General features: G+C 39.0%; 24 protein-coding genes. 10 read left to right on the top strand and 14 right to left on the bottom strand.

The window, feature by feature from the left end; all coding sequences use genetic code 11:
- The first annotated feature begins 2 nt into the window (after window positions 1-2).
- The 3 genes from xylA (at window position 3) to CWD90_RS04225 (ending at window position 3,111) form a co-directional block, all read left to right on the top strand.
- A complete protein-coding gene (xylA, locus tag CWD90_RS04235) occupies window positions 3-1,328 on the top strand; it encodes a xylose isomerase (protein WP_103474680.1) in 1,326 nt (441 codons plus the stop codon).
- A 260-nt stretch (window positions 1,329-1,588) separates the two neighbouring features.
- Window positions 1,589-1,957 (top strand): endonuclease domain-containing protein, encoded by a 369-nt coding sequence (locus CWD90_RS04230; RefSeq protein WP_103474679.1) that lies wholly within the window; start codon window positions 1,589-1,591, stop codon window positions 1,955-1,957.
- Between the two features lie 137 nt (window positions 1,958-2,094).
- Window positions 2,095-3,111, top strand: coding sequence for a LacI family DNA-binding transcriptional regulator (locus CWD90_RS04225; RefSeq protein WP_103474678.1), 1,017 nt, complete (start codon window positions 2,095-2,097; stop codon window positions 3,109-3,111).
- Between the two features lie 28 nt (window positions 3,112-3,139).
- Here the strand turns inward: CWD90_RS04225 and CWD90_RS04220 are convergent, their stop codons facing one another.
- Together CWD90_RS04220 and CWD90_RS04215 are read right to left on the bottom strand one after the other, a co-directional pair.
- Window positions 3,140-4,213, bottom strand: a complete 1,074-nt coding sequence (locus CWD90_RS04220) for a phosphotransferase enzyme family protein (protein ID WP_103474677.1) — start codon at window positions 4,211-4,213, stop codon at window positions 3,140-3,142.
- Between the two features lie 12 nt (window positions 4,214-4,225).
- A complete protein-coding gene (locus tag CWD90_RS04215; protein WP_239986454.1) occupies window positions 4,226-5,116 on the bottom strand; it encodes a nucleotidyltransferase family protein in 891 nt (296 codons plus the stop codon).
- A 274-nt stretch (window positions 5,117-5,390) separates the two neighbouring features.
- On the opposite strand from CWD90_RS04215, the gene hemN reads away from it, so the two are divergent.
- The 3 genes from hemN (at window position 5,391) to CWD90_RS04200 (ending at window position 8,989) form a co-directional block, all read left to right on the top strand.
- Window positions 5,391-6,752 (top strand): oxygen-independent coproporphyrinogen III oxidase, encoded by a 1,362-nt coding sequence (gene hemN / locus CWD90_RS04210; RefSeq protein WP_103474676.1) that lies wholly within the window; start codon window positions 5,391-5,393, stop codon window positions 6,750-6,752.
- A gap of 184 nt (window positions 6,753-6,936) precedes the next feature.
- Window positions 6,937-7,758 carry a universal stress protein gene (locus CWD90_RS04205; RefSeq protein ID WP_103474675.1) on the top strand — a complete coding sequence of 274 codons (822 nt, stop codon included), beginning with the start codon at window positions 6,937-6,939 and terminating at the stop codon, window positions 7,756-7,758.
- 163 nt (window positions 7,759-7,921) lie between these two features.
- On the top strand, window positions 7,922-8,989 hold the full coding sequence (locus tag CWD90_RS04200) for an amidohydrolase family protein (protein WP_103474674.1): 1,068 nt from the start codon (window positions 7,922-7,924) through the stop codon (window positions 8,987-8,989).
- 28 nt (window positions 8,990-9,017) lie between these two features.
- Here CWD90_RS04200 and CWD90_RS04195 read toward each other — a convergent pair whose 3' ends face one another.
- From CWD90_RS04195 to ccoS, 8 genes are all read right to left on the bottom strand, one after another.
- A complete protein-coding gene (locus tag CWD90_RS04195) occupies window positions 9,018-9,887 on the bottom strand; it encodes a PIG-L deacetylase family protein (RefSeq protein ID WP_103474673.1) in 870 nt (289 codons plus the stop codon).
- A 157-nt stretch (window positions 9,888-10,044) separates the two neighbouring features.
- Complete coding sequence (locus CWD90_RS04190; RefSeq protein WP_103474672.1) at window positions 10,045-10,746, bottom strand: sulfite exporter TauE/SafE family protein; 702 nt, start codon at window positions 10,744-10,746, stop codon at window positions 10,045-10,047.
- Window positions 10,747-10,770: 24 nt separating this feature from the next.
- Complete coding sequence (locus CWD90_RS04185; protein ID WP_103474671.1) at window positions 10,771-11,229, bottom strand: FixH family protein; 459 nt, start codon at window positions 11,227-11,229, stop codon at window positions 10,771-10,773.
- Between the two features lie 73 nt (window positions 11,230-11,302).
- Window positions 11,303-12,721, bottom strand: coding sequence for a cytochrome c oxidase accessory protein CcoG (ccoG, locus tag CWD90_RS04180; protein ID WP_103474670.1), 1,419 nt, complete (start codon window positions 12,719-12,721; stop codon window positions 11,303-11,305).
- Between the two features lie 49 nt (window positions 12,722-12,770).
- The gene (locus CWD90_RS04175; protein ID WP_103474669.1) at window positions 12,771-13,649 is read right to left on the bottom strand and encodes a cbb3-type cytochrome c oxidase N-terminal domain-containing protein; all 879 of its coding nucleotides are present in this window, start codon (window positions 13,647-13,649) and stop codon (window positions 12,771-12,773) included.
- Window positions 13,646-13,840 (bottom strand): CcoQ/FixQ family Cbb3-type cytochrome c oxidase assembly chaperone, encoded by a 195-nt coding sequence (locus CWD90_RS04170; RefSeq protein ID WP_103474668.1) that lies wholly within the window; start codon window positions 13,838-13,840, stop codon window positions 13,646-13,648. Before CWD90_RS04170 ends, CWD90_RS04175 begins: the two co-directional genes overlap by 4 nt.
- A gap of 3 nt (window positions 13,841-13,843) precedes the next feature.
- Window positions 13,844-16,045, bottom strand: coding sequence for a cytochrome-c oxidase, cbb3-type subunit I (gene ccoN / locus CWD90_RS04165; protein ID WP_103474667.1), 2,202 nt, complete (start codon window positions 16,043-16,045; stop codon window positions 13,844-13,846).
- 2 nt (window positions 16,046-16,047) lie between these two features.
- Window positions 16,048-16,254 (bottom strand): cbb3-type cytochrome oxidase assembly protein CcoS, encoded by a 207-nt coding sequence (gene ccoS, locus CWD90_RS04160; protein WP_103474666.1) that lies wholly within the window; start codon window positions 16,252-16,254, stop codon window positions 16,048-16,050.
- A gap of 383 nt (window positions 16,255-16,637) precedes the next feature.
- On the opposite strand from ccoS, the gene CWD90_RS04155 reads away from it, so the two are divergent.
- Window positions 16,638-19,286 carry a DUF7133 domain-containing protein gene (locus CWD90_RS04155; protein ID WP_103474665.1) on the top strand — a complete coding sequence of 883 codons (2,649 nt, stop codon included), beginning with the start codon at window positions 16,638-16,640 and terminating at the stop codon, window positions 19,284-19,286.
- Window positions 19,287-19,413: 127 nt separating this feature from the next.
- On the opposite strand, the gene CWD90_RS04150 is transcribed toward CWD90_RS04155, so the two are convergent.
- Entirely contained in the window at window positions 19,414-21,795 is a 2,382-nt protein-coding gene (locus CWD90_RS04150) for a heavy metal translocating P-type ATPase (protein ID WP_103474664.1), read from the bottom strand.
- A gap of 173 nt (window positions 21,796-21,968) precedes the next feature.
- Here CWD90_RS04150 and CWD90_RS04145 point away from each other — a divergent pair, with 173 nt between their 5' ends.
- Together CWD90_RS04145 and CWD90_RS04140 are read left to right on the top strand one after the other, a co-directional pair.
- Window positions 21,969-22,604, top strand: coding sequence for a Crp/Fnr family transcriptional regulator (locus CWD90_RS04145; RefSeq protein ID WP_103474663.1), 636 nt, complete (start codon window positions 21,969-21,971; stop codon window positions 22,602-22,604).
- Between the two features lie 271 nt (window positions 22,605-22,875).
- A complete protein-coding gene (locus CWD90_RS04140; protein ID WP_103474806.1) occupies window positions 22,876-23,778 on the top strand; it encodes a universal stress protein in 903 nt (300 codons plus the stop codon).
- Here the strand turns inward: CWD90_RS04140 and CWD90_RS04135 are convergent.
- The gene (locus CWD90_RS04135; RefSeq protein ID WP_103474662.1) at window positions 23,771-23,998 is read right to left on the bottom strand and encodes a hypothetical protein; all 228 of its coding nucleotides are present in this window, start codon (window positions 23,996-23,998) and stop codon (window positions 23,771-23,773) included. The two genes, CWD90_RS04140 and CWD90_RS04135, sit on opposite strands and share 8 nt — an antisense overlap.
- Before the next feature lie 222 nt (window positions 23,999-24,220).
- On the opposite strand from CWD90_RS04135, the gene CWD90_RS04130 reads away from it, so the two are divergent.
- Window positions 24,221-24,916: an NUDIX hydrolase gene (locus CWD90_RS04130; protein ID WP_103474661.1), complete on the top strand. Its 696-nt coding sequence runs from the start codon at window positions 24,221-24,223 to the stop codon at window positions 24,914-24,916.
- A gap of 307 nt (window positions 24,917-25,223) precedes the next feature.
- Here the strand turns inward: CWD90_RS04130 and CWD90_RS04125 are convergent, their stop codons facing one another.
- Together CWD90_RS04125 and CWD90_RS04120 are read right to left on the bottom strand one after the other, a co-directional pair.
- Window positions 25,224-26,210 (bottom strand): ISAon1 family transposase, encoded by a 987-nt coding sequence (locus tag CWD90_RS04125; protein WP_103474660.1) that lies wholly within the window; start codon window positions 26,208-26,210, stop codon window positions 25,224-25,226.
- Entirely contained in the window at window positions 26,197-26,586 is a 390-nt protein-coding gene (locus tag CWD90_RS04120; protein WP_394335816.1) for an ISAon1 family transposase N-terminal region protein, read from the bottom strand. The genes CWD90_RS04125 and CWD90_RS04120 overlap by 14 nt, the downstream gene beginning before the upstream one ends.
- Window positions 26,587-26,592 lie beyond the last annotated feature (6 nt).

Raw genomic sequence — 26,592 nt, 5'->3', positions numbered from 1 at the left:
ACATGGCAATAATAGGAAACAAAGAATACTTTAAGGGTATCGGAGACATTAAATTTGAAGGAAAGGAATCTGATAATCCTTTGGCATTTAAATATTACAATCCGAAGCAAGTGATTGCTGGTAAAACTATGTCCGAACATTTTAAGTTCGCCATTGCCTATTGGCATACCTTCTGTGGACAGGGGTCGGATCCGTTTGGGCCAGGGACACAAAATTTTGCTTGGGACCAAGCCTCGGATCCAGTACAGGCAGCAAAGGATAAGGCAGATGCCGCTTTTGAATTTATCAGCAAAATGGGCTTTAATTATTTTTGTTTCCATGATTTTGATCTTATCCAGGAGGGGGCTACTTTCGCCGAATCTGAAAAACGATTGTCGATAATTACCGATTATCTAAAACAGAAGAAAGCGGATTCCGGCATTAAATTGCTATGGGGGACAGCCAATTGTTTTTCAAATCCGCGTTATATGAACGGGGCAGCTACCAACCCAGATTTTAATGTGGTGGCAAGAGCAGGAGGGCAGATAAAATTGGCCTTGGATGCCACCATTGCCCTAGGCGGCGAGAATTATGTTTTCTGGGGAGGAAGGGAAGGTTATATGTCCCTACTAAATACCGATATGGGCCGTGAGTTGGACCATATGGCACAATTCTTAGGAATGGCAAGGGATTATGCAAGAGCCCAGGGTTTTAAAGGGACCTTCTTTATAGAACCCAAACCTATGGAGCCTACCAAGCATCAATACGATTTTGACACGGCAACCGCCATAGGATTCCTTCGTGAATATGGCTTGGAGAAGGATTTCAAAATAAATATAGAGGTAAATCACGCTACTTTGGCACAGCATACGTTTCAGCACGAATTGGCGGTTGCCGCAAAAGCTGGGATGTTGGGCAGTATAGATGCTAATAGAGGGGATTACCAAAATGGATGGGATACCGACCAATTTCCGAACAATATTCAAGAAACTACCGAAGCCATGTTGGTCTTCTTAAAAGCAGGAGGACTTCAAGGTGGTGGAGTAAACTTTGATGCCAAAATCAGAAGAAACTCTACGGATTTGGACGACGTTTTCCATGCACATATTGGAGGGGCAGATACCTTTGCTAGGGCATTGATTACTGCCGATAAAATTATTTCTTCCTCAACGTATGAAAAGATGCTTGCGGATAGATATAGCTCTTTCAATTCCGGAAAAGGAAAAGACTTCGAGAACGGGAAACTTAATTTGGAGGCCCTGTACAAGATGGCCCAAGAGAATGGGGAATTGCAACTAAAGAGCGGAAAGCAAGAGTTGTTTGAAAACATAATCAATCAATACATATAACAATATAAGCTAGTTCAACAAATATTATATTTGAAGTAAAAATATTATTTTGCATATATAGTCATTTTGTTAATTTTTGCTCCTCCCTTTATTTAAAGGGAGGTGGATTCGCTTTAGCGAAGACGGAGGGATCAAGATGTTATATTTTAGTGGATAAACCTGTACTGAATTTAATGTTCAGGTTTAGTCGCTTTATCTCCCCGTCCAACGCGTTGGACACCCCTCTTTAGTAAAGAGGGGAGCTTTTATAAGAGCTAAATATGAAGAAGATGTGTATCCATAACAGGAAAGATCTAATTGAATCCAGAAAGGAATTAAGAAAGAACCTAACGCCGGCAGAGGCATTTCTTTGGAAGCATATTAAGGCAAAACAATTTGATGATAAAAAATTTGTAAAGCAGCATAGTATTGGAAACTATATTGTAGATTTTTATTTGGCATCCGACAAATTGATCGTTGAGGTTGATGGGGCAGTACATCAAAATCCAACGGCTATGGAATATGATGAAAAAAGAACTCTATTTTTGAACGAATTAGGTTTTTCAGTCATTAGATTTGAGAATAAAATGGTGTTTGAAAACTTACCATCTGTTTTAACAGAAATAAGAGAGAATTTTAAAGAAAAATAAATATTGTAATATTTAAAGGAGACGATTTACCTTGATGAATATACAGCTATTGACGGATCTAATTATTGCTCTAGTTTAAAAGGCATGAACCGATTTCTTTGATAGCATTACCATAATTCTGGCCATTTTTTAGATTTATGAAAAAAATAACCTTAAAGGAGATTGCCCAATTTTTTGATGTTTCCATTTCAACGGTTTCCAAGGCCATCAATGATAGCCATGAAATAAGCCAGGAGTTAAAGTTTAAGATTCAAACTTACGCTAAGGAACATAAATATAGGCCCAATAAGGTAGCCTTAAGTTTACTGCAGAAAAAGACTAAAACCATTGGGGTAGTGGTGCCCAATATTCTCAATTATTTTTTTACACAGGTGTTTTCAGGAATAGAAAAAGTAGCTAACGAACGTGGCTATATTTTACTTAGCTGCATTAGTGATGAATCCTATGAAAAGGAGGTGGCAACTTTGGAATTTCTAGGAGGGGGTACTGTTGATGGTCTAATAGTGTCCATGGCAGAGGAAACTCAGTTTAAAAATCAGCTAGGCCATTTTCAGAATATATTGGATGAACAGGTTCCTTTGGTAATGTTCGATAGGGTTTCGGATGAAATCTTATGTGATAAGGTTGTGGTAGATGATTTTGAGGCGGGCTATAAAACCACCAAATATTTTTTAAATCTCGGTTGCAAAACGGTTGCATTGGTTTCAGCTATTGATCACTCCAGCGTTGGTAGATTGCGGGTAGATGGGTATAAAAAAGCTTTGAAGGAAGCAGATATCCCTTATGATGATCAATTAATACTTAGGGTTGGCAAGAAAGACGAACTGGAGGTCCTATTGACCTTTATGTTGAATTATAAGCCTATTGACGGTATTATGGCTTTGGATGAAATTACGGCCGTAGAGGTCTTAAGATTGATCAAGGCAAGGGGATATAGAGTACCGGAGGACATCTCTGTTGTTGGATTTACCAATGGCAAATTATCCCGTTACGTAACACCGGCACTAACTGCGGTAAGTCAGCATGGAACCTTTATTGGTGAAACGGCGGCAAAAGTGCTCATTGAAAGGATTGAGAGCAATAAAACCTATGAAAGCACCACTCAAGTGATTAAAACCAGTCTAATTGTACGGGATTCCACCAAAAAGGTTTAATTCTTACCTTCATCCCAAAAAAAAATAATTAATCTATGGGTGTTAAGCCCTCTTTCACTACTTGAGTCATATACCCTATTTCTTTAAGTGCTTTATTGGTGAAATCGAACAAACTAAGACAACGGTCCAAATTCTGATTTTCATAGGATACCTTGTAATACTTATTGTCGTTCAAATAGTCTGTTAGGGCCCTTAATCCATGTATAAATGGCATAAATATAGCTCCCCAGGCTAGCAGGTCTATTTCTTCCTTATATAAAAAAGCACCGTTACTATCCAAGCCTTTTACAAAGGCTTCAAACAAAGGCTTTTCAAAAGTGATTTTGCTATGATCTTGTTCATCTTCAGCTGCTGTATTGGCAACAGTTCTAATGGCATCGCCAAAATCATAATAAAAATACCCTTTCATAATAGTGTCCAGATCTATAAGACAGAGGGCCTTATTTTCTTCCTTGGAGAAAAGGATGTTGTTTAATTTGGTGTCATTGTGGCATACTCGCAATGGCAACTTGGAGTTGTCCAATATTTTTAATTTTTCGAGTGTTTCCTTGGCAAAAGCTATAGCCCCTTTAGACGTTTCCAATTTTTCCTTTTTAGCGGATAAAAGGGATTCCTCAAATTGATTTTGTCGCAACCTAAGATCATGGAATTGAGGTATGGTGTCCACATAATTGTCCAATGGAGCGTCTGCCAACAATTGGTGAAATTTCCCGACTAACTTACCGGCTTGGAATGCAATTTCAGTATCAGTGGCATTGTCATAGGCAATGGTGTTGTTAATAAAGGTCATCAATCTCCAATACCCTGTTTTTTCCTGTTTATAATAGGAACTGGCCGTTTTGGTTTTTAATAGATCGATGGCCGTATAGTCTTTGTCCTGTAAATATTCAAATGCGTTTGCAATATTGCCCATTATGCCATGTACATCCTTAAAAACGTTATGGTTTACCCGTTGAAGAATATACAAGGGGTAATTGTTGTCCAAAACTAAATAAGTGTCGTTAATATAGCCTTGAGTAATCTCTTGGAATTGATATTTTTTCCCTTCAATGGTGAAATTCTCCAAAAGCTCGTTGAGCTCAACCGATTTATTATTAATCATGAATTTGCCTTTCTAATCATTATTCCAAAGAGGGGAGGTGTAGCCATTGTCGTCGGTCATACGCTGTAATTCGGAAACAGCTATTTCCTTATCGCTGGCGTAGGTTACTCCAAACCATTGACTTGCTGAAGGAATTACATCTACATCTATCAAGTTCTGGATGATCATTTCTTTTATGGCAAAAGGCAGGTAAATTTCTCCCTTGGCAATATTGTCTTTATTGCCAATAAAATCCTTGAGATAATTTGTAATGAACGGAAAAATAGAAGGTTGGCAAACCCAAAAGTTCATGCTAACCAATTCTTGGCCAGTGAACTCGGTGTCTGAATCAGTATCTATAATCACATTATCTTGAGCTTCTATTTTAGTATGTTCATGTATGGAGGTAAGTTTTCCATTTGCTGATTTACAAACGCCCCTAGAAACTGAACCGTGTTCTGATAAAGTATTCTTAAGTACATAGGCAATAAGTCCAAAGGTCTCTTTGCTACCATTATTTCTTATAAAGCTGGCGGCACTTTCAAAGGCATTTTTCCCGTAATAATCATCGGCATTGATTATGGCGAATGGGCCATTAATGACATTTCTGGCTGTCCAAACAGCATGTGCTGTACCCCAAGGTTTTGCTCTTTCTCCAGTAAAAGTTACACCTTCGGGAAGATCGGAGATTTCTTGCGCCAAAACATCCAATTTTACATTTTTTGGCAATCTACTGGATAAGTGATCCTTTAAGAATTCTACATTTTCCTTTTTCGTAATGGCAACGATATGGTCAAAACCATTTTTCAGGGCATCATAGATGCCGAATTCCATTAGAAATTCGTTCTTAGGACCCAAATCATCGAATTGTTTAAGTTTTCCATATCGGCTACCGCTACCGGCAGCCATTAAAAGTAATGTCATAATTGGTTGTTTTTTAAGATTACAAAAATATAGATTTTATCATAAAGGGACTTCTAGAACGTATTATTTAAAAAATTAGTTTCGAATTGTGGGTTTTTAACGTATTTCTCGCTTATGGGCCATTCAAATGTCTGAGTGAAAGAAGTTTATTTAGGCCTTTAAAGTGAGTAAAAGTAGCGCAAAATATTTTTGACCGATTAGGAAACCTGATAAGTGTCATATTTTAACTGGACATGTCATAGTATTTTTGTTGCCATCTCAAACAAAACTGCTTATGTCCACTTTGGTGCAAAAATATAATATTCCTGGTCCCCGTTATACCAGTTACCCTACTGTTCCCTATTGGGATTTGGATACTTTCTCTGGGCATCAATGGAAGTCTACATTAATCAGAAATTTTAATGAAAGCAACGAGGAGGAAGGGATAAGCCTGTATATTCATTTGCCTTTCTGTGAAAGCCTTTGTACTTTTTGTGGTTGCCATAAGAGAATTACCAAACGGCATGAGGTTGAAAATCCGTATATAAGTAATGTTTTAAAGGAGTGGAAGCTTTACTGTGATTTGTTGGAATCAAAACCAAAAATAAAGGAACTTCATCTGGGGGGAGGAACCCCAACATTTTTCTCCCCTGAAAATTTGACCCGACTTATCAATGGAATTTTTAAGACTGCCATCCATGCGGAGAATTACGAATTTAGTTTTGAAGGACATCCGAACAACACTACCAAAGAACACTTACAATCCCTTTACGATGTAGGTTTTAGGAGAGTGAGTTATGGCGTTCAGGATTATAATAAAAAAGTTCAGCTTGCCATTCATAGGATGCAACCTTTTGTAAACGTGAAAAATGTTACCGAATGGGCCAGAGAAATTGGATATACTTCGGTAGGGCATGATATTATTTTTGGTTTGCCCTTCCAGTCCATAGACGATGTTGCCGAAACAATTTTAAAGACCAAGGAGTTAATGCCGGACCGTTTGGCCTTCTACAGTTATGCACATGTTCCTTGGTTAAAGGGAAATGGACAACGAGGTTATAAAGATTCAGATTTGCCTAAGGCTGAGGTGAAGCGGGAGCAGTATGAGATGGGAAAGGCCTTGTTGGGCGAGGTTGGTTATTCCGAAATTGGAATGGATCATTTCTCGCTTAAGACCGATTCGCTTTATAGCGCCATGAAGAATGGCACCTTACATAGGAATTTTATGGGATATACAGCCTCCAAAACCCGTGTCATGATAGGTTTGGGAGTTTCCAGTATAAGTGATAGTTGGGACAGCTTTGCCCAAAATGTAAAAAATTTGGAAGAGTATGGTCACCTTGTTGAAAATAATATTATTCCCATTTATAGAGGACACATTTTAACGAATGAAGACAAGATTATTCGAAAGCATATCTTAAATTTAATGTGCAGATTTAGGACCAACTGGGAAAATCCAGAAGACAGGTTTAACGAATTGCCCGAGGTAAAGCACAAACTAAACGAAATGGCGATGGATGGTTTGGTGGAAATAACTTCAGATAGTATTTATGTTACCGAAAAAGGCAGGCCATTTGTGCGTAATGTATGCATGGCATTCGATTTGTTCTTGCATCGTAAAGCGCCGGATACAAGATTGTTCTCAATGACAATCTAAGCACTGGGTAAAATACGGAGTGGGAATGTATAGCAATTGCAATTGTAATGGGTTTTAAGTCATTTGTTTTCAAATATATAATAGATTTAATCTTATGAAATGAATAATTTATTAACCGTATGCCACCCTTGGTGTGCAGTGAAAACCTACATCCGACTAATAAAAATTAATTAAATACAAACAGATGAAAAAAATTATAGTACCCGTAGATTTTTCAGAACAATCCGAAAATGCACTAAAAACGGCAGCTTCAATTGCTACAAAATACGGCTCTGAGATATTCGTGCTGCATATGTTGGAATTGTCCGAGGCCCTTATTTCATCTAATGAACAGGCACATTACCAGCAGGCTGTTTTTTTAATAAAATTAGCGGAAAAAAGATTTGAAACATTTCTAGAAAAACCATATTTAAAGGGAATCAAAATTACACCTATTGTTAAACACCACAAGGTGTTTAGCGAAGTCAATTCCATAGCGGAAAAGCACGAGGCTGATCTAATAATTATGGGGTCTCATGGGACCGATGGAATCAAAGAGATTTTTGTAGGTTCCAATGCTGAAAAAATGGTAAGAAATTCTAATATTCCGGTGTTGGTAATCAAGGATTATATAGAGGGTTTCGAAGTAAAGAGATTTGTTTTTGCCTGTGATTTTGAAGAGGAAAATCTAGATGCCTTTCATAAGGCCAAGAAATTGGCCGATAAACTTGCCGCAGAATTGATTTTGGTAAACATTAATACTCCAGGTGATAATTTCTTGAGCACAAAAGATGCCTTTAAGAAAATAAATAAGTTCCTGCATTTAGCGAAAGCGAGTTTGGAGGTCGAGATTTATAATGACTATTCTGTAGAAAGGGGAATACTTGGTTTTAGTGAAGGTAGGAATGCCGATTTAATTGGTTTACCGACTCATGGCAGAAAAGGACTTTCCCACTTTCTTATGGGCAGTATTGGGGAGGATGTGACCAATCATTCCAAAATACCCGTTATCACTTTTAAAATTTAACGGCTTTTAGAGAGCTCTTGATGCTAATTAAGCGCTGAATCCAATTTGGCCATTTCGTTGTGTTCCAATAACTGGTTAAATCGAGGATGATAATTAAGGCTTAAATCGTTATATTTGAGGGGCATGGGTTTGTCGATACTAACAATTCTAAAAAATCCTCTATATGAAAATTTATACCATCATTTTTTTGTCCGTTGCCTTTATCTCTACCACAGTTAAAGCACAAGAAGATATTTTATTGAAGGATTACGATCCAGTATCCATTTATAATATTCCCAAGACCAAAATAGCCAAAGCTAAATTTCCGGTCGTGGATTTTCATTCGCATCCCAACCCACAGTCAGAACAGGAAATAAGGGAATGGGTAAAGACAATGGACAAATTTGGGGTTGCAAAATCCATAATACTTACATACCAAACCGGGAAGTCCTTTGATAGTATTGTAAACCTTTATTCTAAATATGGAGACCGTTTTGAACTTTGGTGCGGTTTCGATTTTACCGGTTATAATGAAAAGGGGTGGAGCAAACGTGCTGTGAAGGAATTGGAAAGATGCTATAAGATGGGAGCTAGGGGAGTAGGGGAATTGGGAGATAAAGGCCTTGGCTTTTTTTACTCCAAACCCACACCAACACAGGGAATGCATGCAGATGATGAGAGGATGAAGCCTCTGTGGGAAAAATGCAGTGAACTGGGTATGCCGGTGAGCATACATGTTGCGGATCCCATGTGGATGTACGAACCCATGGATGTCCATAATGATGGGTTAATGAATGCTTACAAATGGCGCATAGACACTAAAAAGGAAGGGCTATTGACCCATGGAGAATTAATTGCCACCTTGGAAAATGCTGTTAGGGAACATCCAAAGACTACTTTTATAGCCTGTCACTTTGCGAATTGTAGCCATGATTTGGAAATTCTTGGTAGTCTATTGGGTAAATATGACAATATGTATGCCGATATATCGGCAAGATTTGCAGAGACGGCTGCTGTTCCCCGTTATACAAAACGCTTTTATGAAAAGTATCAGGACAAATTGGTATATGGTACTGATATGGGCAATGATCCCGAAATGTACGAATTAACATTTCGTATTTTGGAAAGCGAGGATGAGCATTTTTACGATAAGACTATTTCTTCCTATCACTGGTCTTTTAACGGTTTGGGCCTTAGTGATGAGGTTTTGAGAAAAGTGTATAACGAAAATGCCAAAAAAATACTGGACTAGTCATATATTACTATAGACAATTTTTAGACTATTTGTTAAGCATGGGAAAAAGAACCTTGATTTCTTCATCGGTAGGTTGTTTACCGTACTCGCATATTTCAAATCCTTCTATATGTTTAGCGCTGTAAGCTTCCTTGCCGTACCATTTTTCAGCACATTTCAAGAGCGCTTCCTTGGGAGCTTGTGATCTCCAATTGGACAACATTTCAAGTCTTCCCTTATCATCCTTGGGTACTTTTTCCAAATTACCGGCGGTCCAGGGAAGCCATTCAAAGAACTGTGACTTATGTGCCGACATGGCGTAAATTTTTTGATCAAAAACAGCATCGATAATTACGGCGATATCCGGTTCGAATGGACTAGGTTTTTGAAAGCCATCTTCGGAGTATAGGAAAACTGGATTTTTTTGGAGCGGGGGTACCTCTGGGGCTACATTGGGAACAATGACCATATAGGCTGCGTCTTGTACTAAAACGCCAGTGTACCTGTGGTCTGGGTGGTAGTCATTAGGTCTTGGGGCAATAACCACATCGGCATTCCATTTTCTAATTTCACGTATCACCTTTAGACGATTTTCCAAAGTAGGCATCAATTCCCCATCATGGTTATCCAATACTGCATAATCTACCCCAAATCTTTTACCTGCTTCCTTGGCCTCGGCAATCCTTACTTTGGCAAGTTCCCCTCCGCCCATGGCATAATGCCCCGCGTCACCATTGGTAAGGGATACAAACTTTACATTGTGACCCATTTTGGCCAATAATATGGCAGTACCACCTGCGTCTATATCACAATCATCTGGATGTGCTCCAAAAACTATTACGTTGAGCTTTTCACTTTGGGAAAATAAAAGGCTCGCATTTAAAATAAGATACCAGATAAGTATAGCTCTCTTCATTGTATGTTGTTTAGTGTTTAATTGAGTCTGTCCATGGTCTAGTTGAATGCTTTAAGTCCAGAAACTTAGAGCTTCAATGCACTAGAAAATTACACTATTTTTACGTGTACTACAAATCTGTATTGAGATTGTTTTAAGTAGGGTAATGGTAGTGGTGTTAATGACAATCCATGCTGTTGCCAACAACATCCATGACCGGTTCCGGGGAAATATAGGGTATACCAAGTCCCAACCCCCTTAAAATGAACAGTAGCCCTATTATAATTACGAAAACCGGAATTAAGCGCTGTACCGATTTTTTTGCTGTGCCCTTCAACATACTACCAAAATAAACGGCGGAGGTCATTAGGGGGATTGTTCCTAGTCCAAATAATACCATAAAGAGTGCTCCAAGCCATGGACTAGCTGTGGCGATACTGCCAAAAAGTGCCATGTATACGAGCCCACAGGGCAGTAGGCCATTAAGAAGGCCTATAGTTAAAAAGGTGTCGGGGCTTTTTTTCTGTAACTCTTTTCCAAGTCGGTTTTTTACTTTGGTCAAAAGGGAATATATAGGTCTGGAGAAATTGTATTTGCTAAAGGTTTTAGAGGGTATAAGAATTACCACAATCATAATGATTCCAATCATGATGGAAAGCCTTTGTTGCATTCCAAAAACATAAAGTCCCTTGCCCAAAAACCCAAAAACCAGCCCTAGAATGCTGTAGGAGGTGAGCCTGCCCATATGGTAAAGAAAAACCTGCAATAATTTTTTTGCGGGTTTGTTGTGGTCTACCGGTAACATAAAGGCAATGGGGCCACACATTCCAACGCAGTGGAAGCTTCCCATTAGTCCCATAATTAAGGCAGATAACAACATAGTTTTGTGTGGTACTTTAGTTTCTTATTTATTGTCGTGATAGGTTATTTTTTTCTTGAACATATAGATTTCTCCTTGATATTCCCATAAAACTTTAATGTCCCAGCGACCATCCAACAAACGATTGTCAGGTATGAGCAAATAGTCTTGGGCTAGACTTAAAGGCAAGTCAAAATCCAAGTTTTTGTTAGATGGTCTGTACAGGGACACTGTACCTTTAACATCTTTTAAAATCAAGTTTTCTGGGAATAGTAATTTTAAACCTGTATCAGTAGTTTCCAATGTAAGGTCCACTTCATTGGCATGGGCATTGTTTTCGGCATCAATTTCATTCTGATACCCCAATTCGGCCTTATAGTAATTTTCGGTTACCAGATCATGATTCGCCTTGTGGTCCATGCTCATGCGGACTACAAAAAATAGAATAAAACTTATAAATGCAATAAAGGCAATTACAATTCCGGTTCCCCAATTAATTTTCATAGCTTTTGCTTCTAGTTGTGTTTTCCATAGGGTAATCCCTTAGGTTTTATTGTTTAGTGTCTACTGTTTTAATTTACTTATAGCTTCTTGGGGCCAAAAATTGGACTGTGGCCGTTTCAATTAATTTTTCACTACTATATACCCCAATTCTTAATTTGTTCTTATCTCCCTCCAGAGCTGAATTATTTATCTCTATAAATAGGGTTCCTTCGGCCCTTTCTTGGGCAGGTACAATAAAATTTTCATGTCTAACCAGGTTGATGGTGCCTTTGTGCGACAATAACTTAAAGCTCACGTCGGTAATATCCGTGGTAGTTTTGTTTACCAGCTTATAAGTGAAAACATTACTAATTATATTACCATCCTTGTGCTCGTACAGTTGTCCGGGAAGTCTTAAGATGTTTGCTTCTACTTCATTTCTCAAAAACAACATTCCAACCAAAATTCCAGTAAGAATCACAAGTACTGCAGTGTACCCTTTTAGTCTGGGTGTAAATTTAAACTTGGATTTTTTCTCAATGTTATCCTCACTGGCATAACGTATAAGTCCTTTCGGCAGGTTTACCTTTTCCATGATAGTATCGCATTCATCAATACATGCGGTACAATTTACACATTCCAGCTGTGTCCCATTTCTAATGTCTATCCCAGTTGGACAAACGTTTACACATTGGAAACAGTCTATACAGTCTCCATGTCCAAGAGCGGTTCTATCTTCTCCTTTGCGAAACTTTTTTCTGCCATTTTCCGCTTCGCCACGTTTATGGTCATAGGCTACAACAATAGATTTGTTATCGAGCAGTACACCCTGCATCCTTCCATAAGGGCAGGCTATGATACACACCTGCTCCCTGAACCAGGCAAATACAAAATAGAATACCGCCGTAAATATTAAAAGTGAGATAAGCGTGCTTACATGTTGTAAAGGACCATCAGTGATATATTGTAATAAACGGTCACTTCCTATTAAATAGGCCAGAAAAACATTGGCGATCAAAAAAGAAATAATAAAGAAAACAATCAATTTTAGGCCTCGTTTTCTAATTTTTTCCGCATTCCAAGGCTGTTTGCTGAGACGTATTTGTGCACCACGGTCGCCATCTATCCAAAACTCGATCCTTCTAAAGACCATCTCCATGAATATGGTTTGAGGGCACATCCAACCACAAAAAATACGGCCGAAAGCAACGGTAAACAGGGCTATGAAAATCACCCCGATAATCATCGAAATTACAAATAGATGAAAATCTTGTGGCCAAAATGGAAACCCAAAAATGTTGAAACGCCTTTCGAGAACATTGAACATTATAAACTGGTTGCCATTAAATTTTACAAAGGGGGCCAGTAACAGAAATGCCAAAAGGATATAACTTACATATTTGCGATATTCATAAAACTTTCCAATGGGTTTTTTAGGGAATATCCATGCTCTTTTCCCGTCGTCATTTATCGTGCCTATGGAATCCCTAAAATTATCCTGGTCCTGTGCCATTACTTTGATGTACTTTAAATTATGTTCTAGTGAGGTGTTTTTTGGTTATTTACTCCCCAGTCCAGATATCTCCTTCTGCCGCCTTCGGATTGGCAGGGGACTTGCCAGTTATTTCACTTAGAATATAGCTGGCCACTTGCGCTATTTCGGCTGGTTTAAGCGTTTGTTTCCAAGCTATCATGCCTTTTCCATCCCTACCGCCTTCAGATATAGTATGGAAAACATTTTTGATTCCACCTCCCAAGATCCAATGTTCGTCCGTAAGATTTGGACCTATGCCTCCACCGCCATCCGGCATATGGCATGCTACACAATTGGTGTTGTAGATAGCTCCTCCCGCTTTAATATCGGAGGCTTCGGTTAAAAGTTCTACGGTGTTGGCGTCAACCAAACCTTTGGCTGTTTTTTTATACGCTTCAATGGCTATCTGTGCCTCGGCCACTTCCTGGTCATATTCCATGTTCTGGGTGTAACCATCAAATACGTGAAAACGGGCTAGATAAACTACAGCGAAAACAATGGTAGCATAGAACATATACACCCACCAAGGCGGAAGATTATTGTCCAATTCACGGATGCCGTCGTAATTGTGGTCTAGGATAATCTCCTTTTCTTCTTCGACAGGTTTGTTATCGGTAATTTTTTGCCAGAATGCCTTGCCCCATTCCCACTCCCATTGCTTCGATTTGGTTTCTAAGTAGCGCTTTTGTGCTTCAGGGGATAGGGTTTGGAACATTACGTTCTCGACCGATTTTAGAATCAATTCAATGCCTATCAATATGAACAATACCATCAACATAAAAAGAAGAGTGATAGGGTATTCAATAAATGCAGGTTTGTCCCCGGAGTCAATAAAATACTCCATCAATCCGAAGATTAGGAAAAAGATTACGGGGACTCTTATCCACCAAGGTGACATATTTCTCATAATAATTCTTCTTTAGGTTGGTTTTCTGTTTCTAATGGTATTTCGCTAACTTCCTTGATATGTTCTTTAGAGGCGGTAAAAACCCACCAGAAAAGAATGGTAAAAAAGAAAAAGAAGATGAGCAGTGATAACATGGGATAGGTAGCAACACCATCTATACTTTCCATATAACCTTTTACAAATTTTAGCATGACTTATTTGTTTTGTGAAATTATTTCGTCCGTTTCCTTTATTTTTATATCAGTACCTAAACGTTGCAGGTAAGCTATCATAGCTACAATCTCCCTATCCTTCATTTCTATGAATTCTTCTCCGTTTTCTGCGGCATATTTTTTGTCCTCTTCATATCCTTTCGCAAAATCTGGATCCGAATATAGATTCTTTTCTATTTTGGTAGCTTGATTATCCATGGATTGTTTTGCATTTGCAATCTCCTCCTCGGAATATGGTACTCCTAGGGTAACCATGGTCTCCATTTTTGTCTGAATATTACCTCTATCGTGCCTATCGCGTACTAACCATGAATAGGATGGCATAATAGATCCAGAGGAGGTGCTTTGTGGGTCGTACATATGGTTCAAATGCCAGTTGTCCGAATATTTACCACCTATCCTCATAAGATCGGGACCTGTACGTTTACTTCCCCATAAGAAAGGATGGTCATATACGTATTCTCCAGCTTTGGAGTATTCGCCATAGCGCTCTACCTCACTTCGGAAAGGCCTTACCATTTGAGAGTGACAGCCAACACAGCCCTCCCGGATATAAAGATCTCTCCCCTCCAATTCTAGAGGTGTATAGGGTTTAACACTTGTTATTGTAGGAATGTTCGATTTTACCAGAATGGTGGGTACAATCTGTAGAACTCCTCCTATCAAAATGGCCAATGTAGCTAGAATGGTCAATTGAATAGGCTTGCGTTCCAACCAAGTGTGAAAAGTTTCTCCGATAGTTCTTTTCTTTGATACAGTAGTCAAGGCAGCCGCTTCGGCTAATTCATCCTCGACTTGGGTACCATGCTTAATTGTAATTACTACGTTGTAAATCATGACTATCGCACCAATAATGTACATGGTGCCTCCAATGGCACGCATCCAATACATGGGGATAATTTCATTTACGGTCTCCAAAAAGTTGCCATAAGCCAAAGTTCCGTCCGGATTAAATTCTTTCCACATTAAGGCCTGTGTAAAGCCCGCAACATACATTGGAAGAGCATAAAGTATTATTCCCAACGTACCTATCCAAAAGTGAAAATTGGCAAGTGGTAGGGAGTGTAACCTTGTCTTGAACATTTTAGGAACCATCCAATAGATCATCCCGAAGGTCAAGAATCCGTTCCAAGCCAAGGCTCCTACGTGTACGTGTGCAATAATCCAATCGCTAAAATGCGCTATGGCATTTACATTTTTGAGCGAAAGCATTGGGCCTTCAAAAGTGGCCATGCCGTAACCCGTAATCGCAACAACCATAAACTTCAAAACAGGGTCTGTCCTTACTTTGTCCCAAGCCCCACGTAAGGTTAATAGTCCGTTGATCATACCACCCCAAGATGGTGCTATCAGCATTATAGAAAAGGCAACCCCCAAATTTTGGGCCCATTCAGGTAAAGTGGAATACAACAAATGGTGAGGTCCGGCCCAGATATAAATAAATATCAATGACCAAAAATGTACAATGGATAACCTATAGGAATATACAGGTCTATTGGCTGCTTTAGGGACAAAGTAGTACATTAATCCCAAGAAAGGTGTGGTAAGAAAGAATGCCACGGCATTGTGTCCGTACCACCATTGCACCAAGGCGTCCTGAACCCCGGCGTATACCGAATAACTTTTAAAAGCGCTTACAGGTAGGGCTAAGCTATTAAAAATATGAAGGACCGCTACCGTTACAAATGTTGCCAGATAGAACCAAATGGCCACGTACAAATGCCGCTGTCTTCTTTTAAGCATTGTACCTATAAGGTTCCAGCCAAAGGCTACCCAGACCACCGCAATGGCTAAGTCTATTGGCCATTCCAGTTCCGCATATTCTTTGGATGAGGTGTATCCCAAAGGTAGGGTAATGGCCGCTGCTACTATGATGGCCTGCCACCCCCAAAAGTTAAACTTACTCAGTGCATCACTGAACATTCTGGCCTTTAACAAACGTTGGGTTGAATAATAAACGCCGGCAAAGATGGCATTGCCCACAAAGGCAAAAATAACTGCATTGGTGTGCAAGGGTCTCAAACGACCGAAACTCAACCATGATATTCCATCAGTTAAATTTGGAAAAAGAAACATTAAGGCAAGCAATAAGCCTACCGACATTCCCACAATTCCCCAAAACATAGTTGCATAAAGGAATTTTTTTACGATTTTATTATCGTAATAAAACTGTTGTACTTCCATAATTACAATTTTTGACTTTCACTTTTTTGGTTAGATATTTTTTTGGTGTCCGCTTTAGAATCTTTTACGAGTTCATCTTCGAAAAGCATGCGAACGGATGGGGTATAGGAATCATCATATTGACCATTCTTGGTGGCAATAATAAAAGCCGCAAAAAAGATGACGGCTATAACAATACTCAATGTCAGCAATAAATAAATTACACTCATACCTACCTGAATTAGGGCGTAAAACTAAACATGGGGATTATGGAATAATATGACATTTGTCAGCTTTTGATAAAATATTGAAAGTTCTTATACTCAAGAGTATATTTATCTTCCCCCTCTTTTCAAATATCCCATTTTTTATTGTAATCTTTCATTGAAATCTATAATAATATGAAGGTTATTATGATATCTCTTCAAAAGTTTGATAGATGGCGAAGTGTAGGGGTAAACCCAAAATATTGTGTTTATTGCCCGAATAATTCAATTTAAACAAGAAATTATGCGAAAGATTTTTAGTTTTGCCCAGCTCTCTTGAAAATTCGGGAATACTTACCCTACATTTTCAATCTAGATGGTAATTATAAATTTTAACTTAATTGGATATGTTTAAAAAGGCAGGCTTTATTTTATTTTCAAGTTTGAGTATTTTAAGTTGCAAACATGAGGAGGCCCCATGTACTTTAAGTACTGAGGTAATAAATTATCCTGCGTCAGATTCTTTGGCTCAGGTTTTAAACTGGCCAAAGGATTTAAAAATAACTGGATTTGCCGGTCCTGACCTAACGCCAAGTCCGGCCTGTATGGCTGTAGCTGCAACTGGGGAAGTCTTTGTAGGGGTAGACATGATGGGTTCCCTAGGTAAAGAAATGAATAAGGGATTTATAAAGCGTTTGGTAGACTGTAACCATGACGGGATTATGGATTATCATACGGAATTTGCCCAGGTAGATAACCCTCGAGGTATTTTAGCTATTGGAGATCAGGTTTTTGTGTTGCACACAACTTTTTCTCTAGAAACGGGAAAGGCCTTTAATATGGATTTGGTAGTATTTGAGGATTTGGACAAGGATGGGGTGGCCGATGGCCCCGCCAAAGTTTTGATAAAGAACTTGAGCAATTCCAAATACCTACAGGAGAGAGGGACCGATCATGCCACCAATGGCATTCAAATGGGAATAGACGGATGGATATATATTGCCGTAGGTGACTTTGGTTTCCATAATGCAACAGATCGCGATGGTACACAATTGACTATGTTGGGGGGAGGTGTTGTTAGGGTACGTCCAGATGGAACCGAAATGGAAGTGTATACCCATGGATTACGGAATATTTACGATGTAGCAATTGATCCGTTTATGAATATCTACACTAGGGGCAACACCAATGATGGTGGTGGATGGAACATTAGATTTATACATCAGATACAATCTGGGGAATATGGATACCCTGTTTTGTTCAAGCATTTTACTGAAGAGATTCTTCCTGCATTAGTAGATGTAGGTGGAGGTTCTGGAACCGGATCGCTTTATATGAACGATAGCCGTTGGCCAGAAAAATACAACAATGTTCCTATGATGGCAGATTGGGGTAGAAGCTATCTTTATTTCCATAGGCTTACTGAAAATAAAGCTAGTTTTATACAGGATGAAGAGGAGTTTATCCAGCTTCCACAAATTACCGATGTGGATGTGGATGCCGCTGGTGCCATGTATCTTTCTGCTTGGGATGGTGCTGGGTATTCTGGAAGTCCCGATAAGGGTTATGTAGTTAGGGTTGTGCCTGAAGACTATACTTACGAGCCATTCCCTAATCTTCAAGATTTTTATTGGACAGGAAGTTTGGTAGATTTATTAAAGGCAGATAATGCCAAAACGCGTTTAAGTGCCCAATACGAATTGATTAAGAGAGGAAAAGGGGCCGATAAAGTTTGGCAATTGGTAGAAGATAGCACTTTACCATTGGAAGTCCGTGCTGCGGGTATATTCACCTTTGCCCAATTGGCAGGTGCTGGTGGAATAGACCGCTTGGTGTCCTTGACAGGAGATCCACTGGTCCAGGAATTTGCCTTGAGAGCTTTATCTGACCGTTTAGGTGACATTGATAATGTGCCTTCAGAGCCATTTGTAAATGCACTTAAATCAGATTCTGATAGGGTGAAAGCCGCTGCAATTGTTGGTTTGGGTAGGTTGGGCAATAAGGAAGTCGCCCAAGCCTTATTGGAAATTCCGGTTCCAAATTCCTTTAAAGCCCCTGGAATGGGTACAGAAGGACCTCATGCCAAACCCAATGCCGAAATTATAATTCCTCATTTGGCAGTCAAGACTTTGGTAAAATTAGACGCAGTGGATGCATGTATAAATGCCTTGAATACCGATCAAAAGGATTTGGCGTTGTGGGCAATGCGCTACATGCATAGTTCTGAAGCTGTAGACGGACTTATAAAAGCTTATGAACAAACTGATGATTCCGTTTTCAAGAATAAAATCATAAATACCCTAGCGCGTATTTATCATAAAGAGGCGCCTTACGATACTTCTTGGTGGTGGAGTACCCGTCCGGATACACATGGCCCATACTATAAAACAGTTGAATGGGATTATACGCCAGTAATCCGTTCCTTTTTAAAAGGGGAATGGGAAAAAACTTCAGGGGATGAAAAAGAATTATATGCAGAATTGAACAGTAAGTACCGATTGGCGATAGATGATTTTGGCACTGTGGAAATAACTGCTCCCAAGGAAGATATGCCGGCTGTGGATCTTGAAAAGATCAAAAATAAAAAGGGACAGATTGGTGAGGCCTCCATTGAGGATATTATGATTGCACTTAAAAGCATTGAGGGCGACCCAGAAAAAGGTAAGGAAATATTTAAAACGCAGGCTTGTTTTACTTGTCATAGTGTAGCTTCAGGAGAAGTAATGAAAGGTCCGTTTATGGGGCAAATAGGTTCTATAATGAACAGGGAGCAGATTGCCGAATCTATTTTGAAACCAAATGCTTCTATTTCCCAAGGGTTTTCAACAGTGCAGATAAAGACAAATGAAGGTGATAATTATGTTGGGTTTGTTACCCAAGAATCCGCCACCGACCTCACCATAAGAAATATTGTAGGTTCGGCAACCCAACTTAAGAAATCCGATATTTCTGAAAGAAAGGAACTCGAAACCTCTATGATGCCTTCTGGGCTGGTAAATGCCCTTAGTTATGAGGAAATGGCTTCGTTGGTAGCGTATTTGGAGCAACAGAAATAAGAGATGCAACTTTCTTTGACTTAAGCAAATTAAATAACTAAAAGGCAACTGTTTTTATACAGTTGCCTTTTTATTTGTTGAAATTTGATTATAAGCTATGTTTAGACTGCCACAGTTCAATTGTGTATTATTCGTTTCCCAGCTTACGTCCCAATCTGTTCGTGGCAAGTGTAGTGAACAGTACAATACTTATAGAACTCAAGGGCATCAGGATGGCAGCAATAACCGGCTCTAATTGTCCGGTTACCGCAAAATACAATCCGACCACGTTATATAGTAAGGAAAGTATAAAGCTTAGTTTTATAATCTTAATAGCTTTCCTTGAGGCTAAAATATACTGGTATAGGAATTTGAAATTTTTAGCGTCCAGAATGCCATCGCAGGCTGGGGAAAAAACATTTACATTTTCTGATATGGCTATACCTACATTGCTTTGCGCCAAGGCTCCGGCATCGTTTAGACCATCACCTACCATCATTACTTTTTTGTTTTGATCTTGGAGCGACTTTATGAATTGGAGTTTGCTGTCCGGTTTTTGATTAAAATATAAAGGGGTACCTGCTGGCAATAATTTTGTCAGGTTTGATTTTTCACCAGTGTTGTCGCCAGAAAGGATGGCCAATTCCAAGTCTTGGGACATTGTTTTGAAGGTTTCCGATACCCCATCCCGATAGTGGTTCTGAAAAATAAAACAGCCTTTGTATTCATCGTTGGAGCTGAGATGTACAGAGGTATTTTCCGTAGTGTTTGTTTGGGTTTTGCCGACAAAGGCAGCCGAACCAATTTTAACACTATCCGTAATGGTTGAGCCTTTTATTCCCTGGCCTAAATACTCTTCATATTCTTCCAAGGGTACAATGTTTTGTTCTGCCAACATATCATAAAGCTTTCTGCTCAACGGGTGATTGGACGAACGTAAGGTGTTTTTTAATAAAGACTCTTCTTCGTTGGTCAATTCAATTCCTTCATAATATACATGTCCCTTTTCTGCAGTGGTAATAGTGCCCGTTTTGTCGAAAATAGCGGTATCTATCTGCGCCAATTGTTCAATGGTCTGGGTATCCCTTAAATAAAATTTATGACGACCAAAAATTCGAAGCATATTGCCTAAGGTAAAAGGGGCGGCCAAGGCAATGGCACAAGGGCATGCAATAATGAGTACTGCGGTAAAGACATTTACCGTTTTGCTGGGATCTATAGTTAACCATATAATGGCTGAGACAAAGGCTATCGTTAAGACGGCAATCGTAAATCTTTTGCCTATACTATCGGTCAAGGTTTGAAAACTTCCCGATTTATCGTGTTGAAAAACAGCATTGCTCCAAAGCTGTGTAAGATAGCTTTGGGATACAGACTTTATGGTCTCAATTTCAATTGCACTGCTAAGTTGGCGACCCCCGGCATAAACTTTATCGCCGGATTTTTTGTCTACAGGTTCCGATTCGCCAGTAACAAAACTGTAATCGATTCTTGCATTTCCATGGATTATAATGGCATCCACAGGAATTAACTCCCCACTTCTTATGAGGAGCTTATCCCCACTTTTTATGTCGTATACCTGAACGTTCTCTTCGGTATTTTTACTTGTGATTCTGGTCACTGCAATGGGGAAATAGGATTTATAATCCCGCTCAAAAGAAAGATAGGAATAAGTTTTTTGCTGGAAGTATTTACCTAAAAGTAAAAAGAAAACCAATCCCGTTAGGCTATCAAAAAAGCCAGATCCCCAATCGAAAATAATTTCGACTGTACTCCTTAGAAACAAAACTAGAATGCCTAGTGCAATGGGGATATCAATATTTAAAAACTTTGATCTAATTCCTTTATAAGCTGAAATAAAATAATCTTGTGCCGCATAGAATACCACAGGCAGTGAAAAGGCAAACATTAACCATCTAAAAACACCTTTAAATTGTTCCAGCCAAAATTCCCCAACCTCAAAGTATTCAGGGAAGGAAAGAAACATAACATTACCAAAGGCAAAACCGGCAATACCCAATTTATAGGACAGGCTACGGTCTATGCCTTTTTTCTTTTTATCGTAATCGTCTAAGGAAATGTAAGGCTCATAGCCAATTTTTGTCATTAGGACAACCAGTTCTTTAAGACTAATCTTGTCGGAGTTATAGTTGACCCTTACGGTCTTTTTAGGAAAATCTACTTGAGAACTGTTAACACCAGTATTTAGTTTGTTTAAGTTTTCCAATATCCAAATACAGGAGCTACAATGGATGTGTGGTATATATAGATTTATAATTTGGGTGCCGTTATCGTTAAATTCTATAAGTTTTTCAGCAATGTTTTTGGAATCCAAAAAGTCGTACTTACCTTCAATTATCTTTGGAGAGGCTCCTGCTGCGGATTCTAGGTCATAATAGTAGGACAAGTCGTTGTTGGCAAAAATCTCAAAGACAGTTTTGCAGCCAAAACAACAGAAGTTTTTATCATTATGAACTATGGGAGTGCTCCCGCAATCGTCCCCACAATGATAGCATGTAGCTTTATCCATAGATTATTCACTTAATATCCGGTTGCAAATATGGTCATGATGGTCATTTTATAACATGACAATTGTCAGTTTTTCTCCAAGATAGAACCTTTAATTTTGTCACATCAGGTAATTATGAATTTATGGGCAGATGTGAAAATTGTATTATTCGCCAATTCAATTCCTTACGAGCAATGAACAAGGAGGAATTAAAGAGGGTTTCAGATACTAAAACTACCAAATTTTTAAAAAAAGGGGAAATCATTTTTGGGGAAGGTGATAAGCTCAATGGTGTGTATTGTGTTCGGGATGGGGTTTCGAAGTTGTCCAAGTTAAGCCCCAACGGTAAAGATCAAATTGTAAAACTGGCAACAAAAGGCGCAGTTTTAGGCCAGCGTTCCGTAATTACCGAGGAAGTGGCCAACTTAAGTGCAATTGCGGTAAATGACATGGAGGTATGTTTTATTCCCAAAGACGCTATTGTGGATACCTTAAATAGCAATCCTAATTTTGCTGTTGAAGTGCTGAGACATATAGCCCATGATTTAAAGGAGGCAGATGATGTTATAGTGAATATGTCCCAAAAGACAGTTAAACAACGAATAGCTGAAGCTTTTATCTATTTGGATGAAAATTTTGGTGAGGATCAAGATGGCTACTTGGCCTTAACATTGTCTCGAGAAGATATTGCCAATGTAGTTGGGACGGCCACAGAATCCGCAATCCGTATTATTTCTGAATTTAAAAAATTGGGATTGATAAAAGCATCTGGAAAAAAATTGGCTATTGCCAATAGACAGGGTCTTAATGATGTTGTAAAGGGATCTTGAATCCTATTTTGCCAAATGTCTCCCTGTTGCCAAAATTGTCTTCCGCTAACCGGATTCCTTCAAATATCCTAAGAAGGAACATGCTTCGTTTTTATTATTTATTTTTTAAATTCGCTGTAAGCTTCCATTTAGCTCAGTTTTTCCTGCTAGCTTTTCGCTATTCTAAACCCTCCACAAAACCTGATAATTGTCATAGTACAGGCTTTTAACTTCCTATAATTTTACGCTGTAGTTTTTGCCTCTTAAAGGCATATTTAAAATCCGAAACAGTTTGAAAAAGATATTATTGCCTACAGATTTTTCGCCCAATGCGTGGAATGCAACCAAATATGCAATTTCACTATATAAGCATGAGGAGTGTGAGTTTTATATTTTAAACACCTATACCCCTACCATTGCCCATAGTAGATTTATGGCAACTGGGGCCGTGGGGAAAGCTTGTGAGGATGTGGTTAAGGGTAATTCTCAAAAAGGTCTGGATCAGCTCATGGGGCAGATTAAGGAGAAGTACCATAATCCCAAACATAGGTTTATAACTATTTCATCCTTTAGTCTCTTAGTAGATGAAGTAAAGAATATTATTGAAACCCATCAAATAGATTTAGTGGTTACCGGAACCAAGGGTGCATCTGGATTGGAGGAAGTATTTATGGGAAGCAATACCGTTCGAATAATAAAATCTATAAAAAACTGCCCTGTTCTGGCCATTCCCCAACATTTTAAGTTTAAAACACCTTCGGAAATTGCTTTTGCAACAGATTTTAACCGCTTTTATACTACTTCAGAATTAAGGCCTTTATTGGAAATGGCAAAATCCTTTAAGGCGGCCATTAGGATTGTACATGTACAATATGAAATTAAATCGCTTACGGAAGTTCAGCAATTTAACTTGAATATGTTAAGGAAGTACTTGGGTGAGGTTGAACATTATGTGCATACAATTTCTGAATTAAATTCAGTTTCCCAGACCTTAGAGGTTTTTGCAAATGAATTGGATATCCATTTATTGGCCATGCTAAATTATCAGCATAGTTATATGGAGAAAATGACTCGCGAACCTGTAATTAAAAGATTGGCCTTTCACACTCAAATACCTTTATTAGTAATCCCGGAATTGGGAATGGGAACTCCACCTCATAGTAAAAAAGGTAGGGAAGTATCAACTTCTAACTAATATAGTGCTGTATAGGTAGATCTTCATAAAAGTCCTCAAAAGCCTTGTTCGTAGTATAATTGTCCGTGAGTACTCTGAAAACCAAATACCCAAGCATTAGCTGCCCTAGAACTGTAATGCAAAAAATCCAGTTAATAGGTAAATTCATTGCGGCCATGATGGCCAGGGAAATTAAAACCATCGTTGTTGCGGCCACCCAGAACATGGCAGTAGTTTTCATCTTTTTTATTACAAGTTATTCAAAATGAAGGAGATTTGACGTTAAATGACTGCTAAATATGTTGGGTTAATAACTGGATTTTTGCCTATTAAAAAGTCATTTTTGGGTATAGCCATATATCAGAGTGTTTTATAATTGGCCCAATAGGGTTTAAAATATGCACTTTTGGTGTTTTGCAACTTATTTTTGATATTTTAGTGAATTATAGATGAAATAAAGGCTTTGGAGAATAGACGGACATATATTGCGCAGCCTAAAATACTTGTAGCAACAGATTGCATTGTATTTGGTTTTGACGAGGGCATTTTAAAGCTCTTGGTTTTTAGGAGAAGAATTGACCCGTTTAAGGGAGAATGGTCCTTGATCGGCAGTTTTGTGGATGAAGAGGAGAGTGTTTCCGATGCCGCACGCCGTGTTTTACTCCAGTTTACAGGCCTCGAAAATATATTTTTGAAGGAGTTAAGGGTGTATAGCGATGTAGATAGGGATTCTGGGGCAAGATGTATTTCTATTGGCCAATATGCCCTAATCAGAATAAACGATTACGATAGGGAGCAAGTGGAATTGCATGGCGCCAAGTGGTTTGCTTTGGAAGATATCCCAGAATTGGTACTTGATCATAATACCATGATTGTCGATGCCTTGGAGCGGCTAAAGCAAAAAACTATACGCAAACCTATTGGATTTGAACTCCTCCCTGAAAAATTTACCATTCCGCAACTTCAGTCATTGTACGAGGCTATTTGCCAGACAACATTGGATGACCGTAATTTTAGAAAAAAACTATTATCCTTCGATTTGCTTATTAAATTGGACGAAAAGGATAAATCTACCTCCAAAAAAGGCGCTTTTTTGTATAGGTTCGATTATGATAAATACAAAAAATTAGAAGAATCAGGATTTAATTTTGTGCTCTAACCAATCTAAAATGGGGCGTAAAAGGATTGTCCAAATAAGATCATCCAAACAGTGAAAATCTAAAAACCTTTATTATCTTTGTCTGGTTGTGTTGTGTCTCGATGCAAATTGAGGCAAGGTTGTATTTGTCGAACCATCCAGATGCAAATTTGGACCGACAATAACCGATGAAAGGCTTTCCATGTTGGGAGGCTTTTTTTGTTTCCACCACCTGGGAGTTGGTGCCTTTTAAGACTCTTCTTTCCTAGCTACTACAAATGATTGCGACATTACCCAGACAATTTGGGATCAAGACCAATTGTTGTGTTTATGCAAAGATTGTAGTTAGTCTATAAAGGAAGAATTCTACATTTTTCACACCCCTGAACTGTGCCCTAAAAGCTTTTATTTTTGCATTGAACGATTCTGCCGATGCATTTGTGCTTCTGTTTATAAAATAGTTCAGAATAGATCTATAGTTGAGCGATATCGTGTTTGCGATGGTGTTGAACGCCCTAAATCCTGTATTTTCTACATCCTTGTACCAATGTGCCAGTTTTGTATAGGCGGTCTCTATGGACGTTGCCGTATTGAATATGTTCCTGAGCCCTTGGACCAGGTCAAAGGCAATCTTTATATCTGGATATTGATCGAACAATATCCTGCTTCTTGTGTATTGGTTCTCTGTCCAGTTATTTGGAGCCTTGTACAGTAAATACCTGCTGCGGGCCAATAGTTGCTTTCTTGTATCCCCGTTATTGAATTCTTTTGGGACGAATGTACTGTTCTTTGCCCTGGCCTGTTTTATCTGTTCGTTCTCCAGGTCTATTGCGTCCCATCTGTGTTTGATCCGGATATCCTGAAGGGCCTCTATGGCAAGTTTCTGTACGTGGAAGCGATCGGTGACCTGTATTGCCCCGGGGAAGCACTTTTTGGCAATGGTCTTCATCGAGTTTGCCATATCCAGGGTGATCTCCTTGACCTTGGCCCTTTCCTTGGCCGATATCTTCATTAATTGTTCTATGATCGGTTCCACCTTGGTACCGGAGAATATGGCCACTATGGATCCTTTTTTGCCCTTGGCCTTTTTGTTGGTGATTATGGTATAGAGCTCCCCCTTGGAGAGTGCCGTTTCGTCAATGGACAGATATGGCCCGATATTCTCGGGAAAGATGAGCCATTGTTTGGCATGTCCCTTTTGTTCCCAATCTTTAAAATCGCTCAAGTAATCCTTGTACTGTCGCTGGAGCTTCTTTCCGTCGACCCCATAGAAATGGCCTATGGTGCGGCAGTCCGAAGCCCTAGTATCGACCAAGTACTTTTAAAAAAGCAGCGAACTCGATGGTCATCCGTGTTCCCTGTGCTACCAGATCCCAATTTCTCTGCACTATTTCGTTGGTGCGCTTATCAAGCCAACGGCGGCGCTTGATGTGGAGGTAGACCGATTTTCCCCTCAATGGAAAGTCCTGGACGACTATCTCTTTATGAAAACCATGGGCTATTAAAATGCGATGTTTTTCTTCTTTAGGGGTGTCCTTCTTTTCTTCAAAATATAGATGGAGCGTTCCATCTTCCGTTTTATGGGAGGCCAGGTCGAAGTGCGTTATTAATAGTTCTGGTAGTATAAGCTTTAATAGGTCCAAAGATAATTCCAATGCCGATCGTTTTCTTGCAAAGATCGGACGGATCATGACCAA

The sequence above is a fragment of the Arenibacter catalasegens genome (assembly GCF_002909235.1).
Lineage (GTDB): Bacteria > Bacteroidota > Bacteroidia > Flavobacteriales > Flavobacteriaceae > Arenibacter > Arenibacter catalasegens.
This window is presented reverse-complemented; position numbering and strand designations above follow the sequence as displayed.

What these genes read in the sequence shown, in the direction of transcription:
- xylA (WP_103474680.1), top strand. Translation starts at nt 3, where the DNA reads ATGGCAATAATAGGAAACAAAGAATACTTTAAGGGTATCGGAGACATT.
- CWD90_RS04230 (WP_103474679.1), top strand. Translation starts at nt 1,589, where the DNA reads ATGAAGAAGATGTGTATCCATAACAGGAAAGATCTAATTGAATCCAGA.
- CWD90_RS04225 (WP_103474678.1), top strand. Translation starts at nt 2,095, where the DNA reads ATGAAAAAAATAACCTTAAAGGAGATTGCCCAATTTTTTGATGTTTCC.
- CWD90_RS04220 (WP_103474677.1), bottom strand. Translation starts at nt 4,213, where the DNA reads ATGATTAATAATAAATCGGTTGAGCTCAACGAGCTTTTGGAGAATTTC.
- CWD90_RS04215 (WP_239986454.1), bottom strand. Translation starts at nt 5,116, where the DNA reads ATGACATTACTTTTAATGGCTGCCGGTAGCGGTAGCCGATATGGAAAA.
- hemN (WP_103474676.1), top strand. Translation starts at nt 5,391, where the DNA reads ATGTCCACTTTGGTGCAAAAATATAATATTCCTGGTCCCCGTTATACC.
- CWD90_RS04205 (WP_103474675.1), top strand. Translation starts at nt 6,937, where the DNA reads ATGAAAAAAATTATAGTACCCGTAGATTTTTCAGAACAATCCGAAAAT.
- CWD90_RS04200 (WP_103474674.1), top strand. Translation starts at nt 7,922, where the DNA reads ATGAAAATTTATACCATCATTTTTTTGTCCGTTGCCTTTATCTCTACC.
- CWD90_RS04195 (WP_103474673.1), bottom strand. Translation starts at nt 9,887, where the DNA reads ATGAAGAGAGCTATACTTATCTGGTATCTTATTTTAAATGCGAGCCTT.
- CWD90_RS04190 (WP_103474672.1), bottom strand. Translation starts at nt 10,746, where the DNA reads ATGTTGTTATCTGCCTTAATTATGGGACTAATGGGAAGCTTCCACTGC.
- CWD90_RS04185 (WP_103474671.1), bottom strand. Translation starts at nt 11,229, where the DNA reads ATGAAAATTAATTGGGGAACCGGAATTGTAATTGCCTTTATTGCATTT.
- ccoG (WP_103474670.1), bottom strand. Translation starts at nt 12,721, where the DNA reads ATGGCACAGGACCAGGATAATTTTAGGGATTCCATAGGCACGATAAAT.
- CWD90_RS04175 (WP_103474669.1), bottom strand. Translation starts at nt 13,649, where the DNA reads ATGAGAAATATGTCACCTTGGTGGATAAGAGTCCCCGTAATCTTTTTC.
- CWD90_RS04170 (WP_103474668.1), bottom strand. Translation starts at nt 13,840, where the DNA reads ATGCTAAAATTTGTAAAAGGTTATATGGAAAGTATAGATGGTGTTGCT.
- ccoN (WP_103474667.1), bottom strand. Translation starts at nt 16,045, where the DNA reads ATGGAAGTACAACAGTTTTATTACGATAATAAAATCGTAAAAAAATTC.
- ccoS (WP_103474666.1), bottom strand. Translation starts at nt 16,254, where the DNA reads ATGAGTGTAATTTATTTATTGCTGACATTGAGTATTGTTATAGCCGTC.
- CWD90_RS04155 (WP_103474665.1), top strand. Translation starts at nt 16,638, where the DNA reads ATGTTTAAAAAGGCAGGCTTTATTTTATTTTCAAGTTTGAGTATTTTA.
- CWD90_RS04150 (WP_103474664.1), bottom strand. Translation starts at nt 21,795, where the DNA reads ATGGATAAAGCTACATGCTATCATTGTGGGGACGATTGCGGGAGCACT.
- CWD90_RS04145 (WP_103474663.1), top strand. Translation starts at nt 21,969, where the DNA reads ATGAACAAGGAGGAATTAAAGAGGGTTTCAGATACTAAAACTACCAAA.
- CWD90_RS04135 (WP_103474662.1), bottom strand. Translation starts at nt 23,998, where the DNA reads ATGAAAACTACTGCCATGTTCTGGGTGGCCGCAACAACGATGGTTTTA.
- CWD90_RS04120 (WP_394335816.1), bottom strand. Translation starts at nt 26,586, where the DNA reads ATGATCCGTCCGATCTTTGCAAGAAAACGATCGGCATTGGAATTATCT.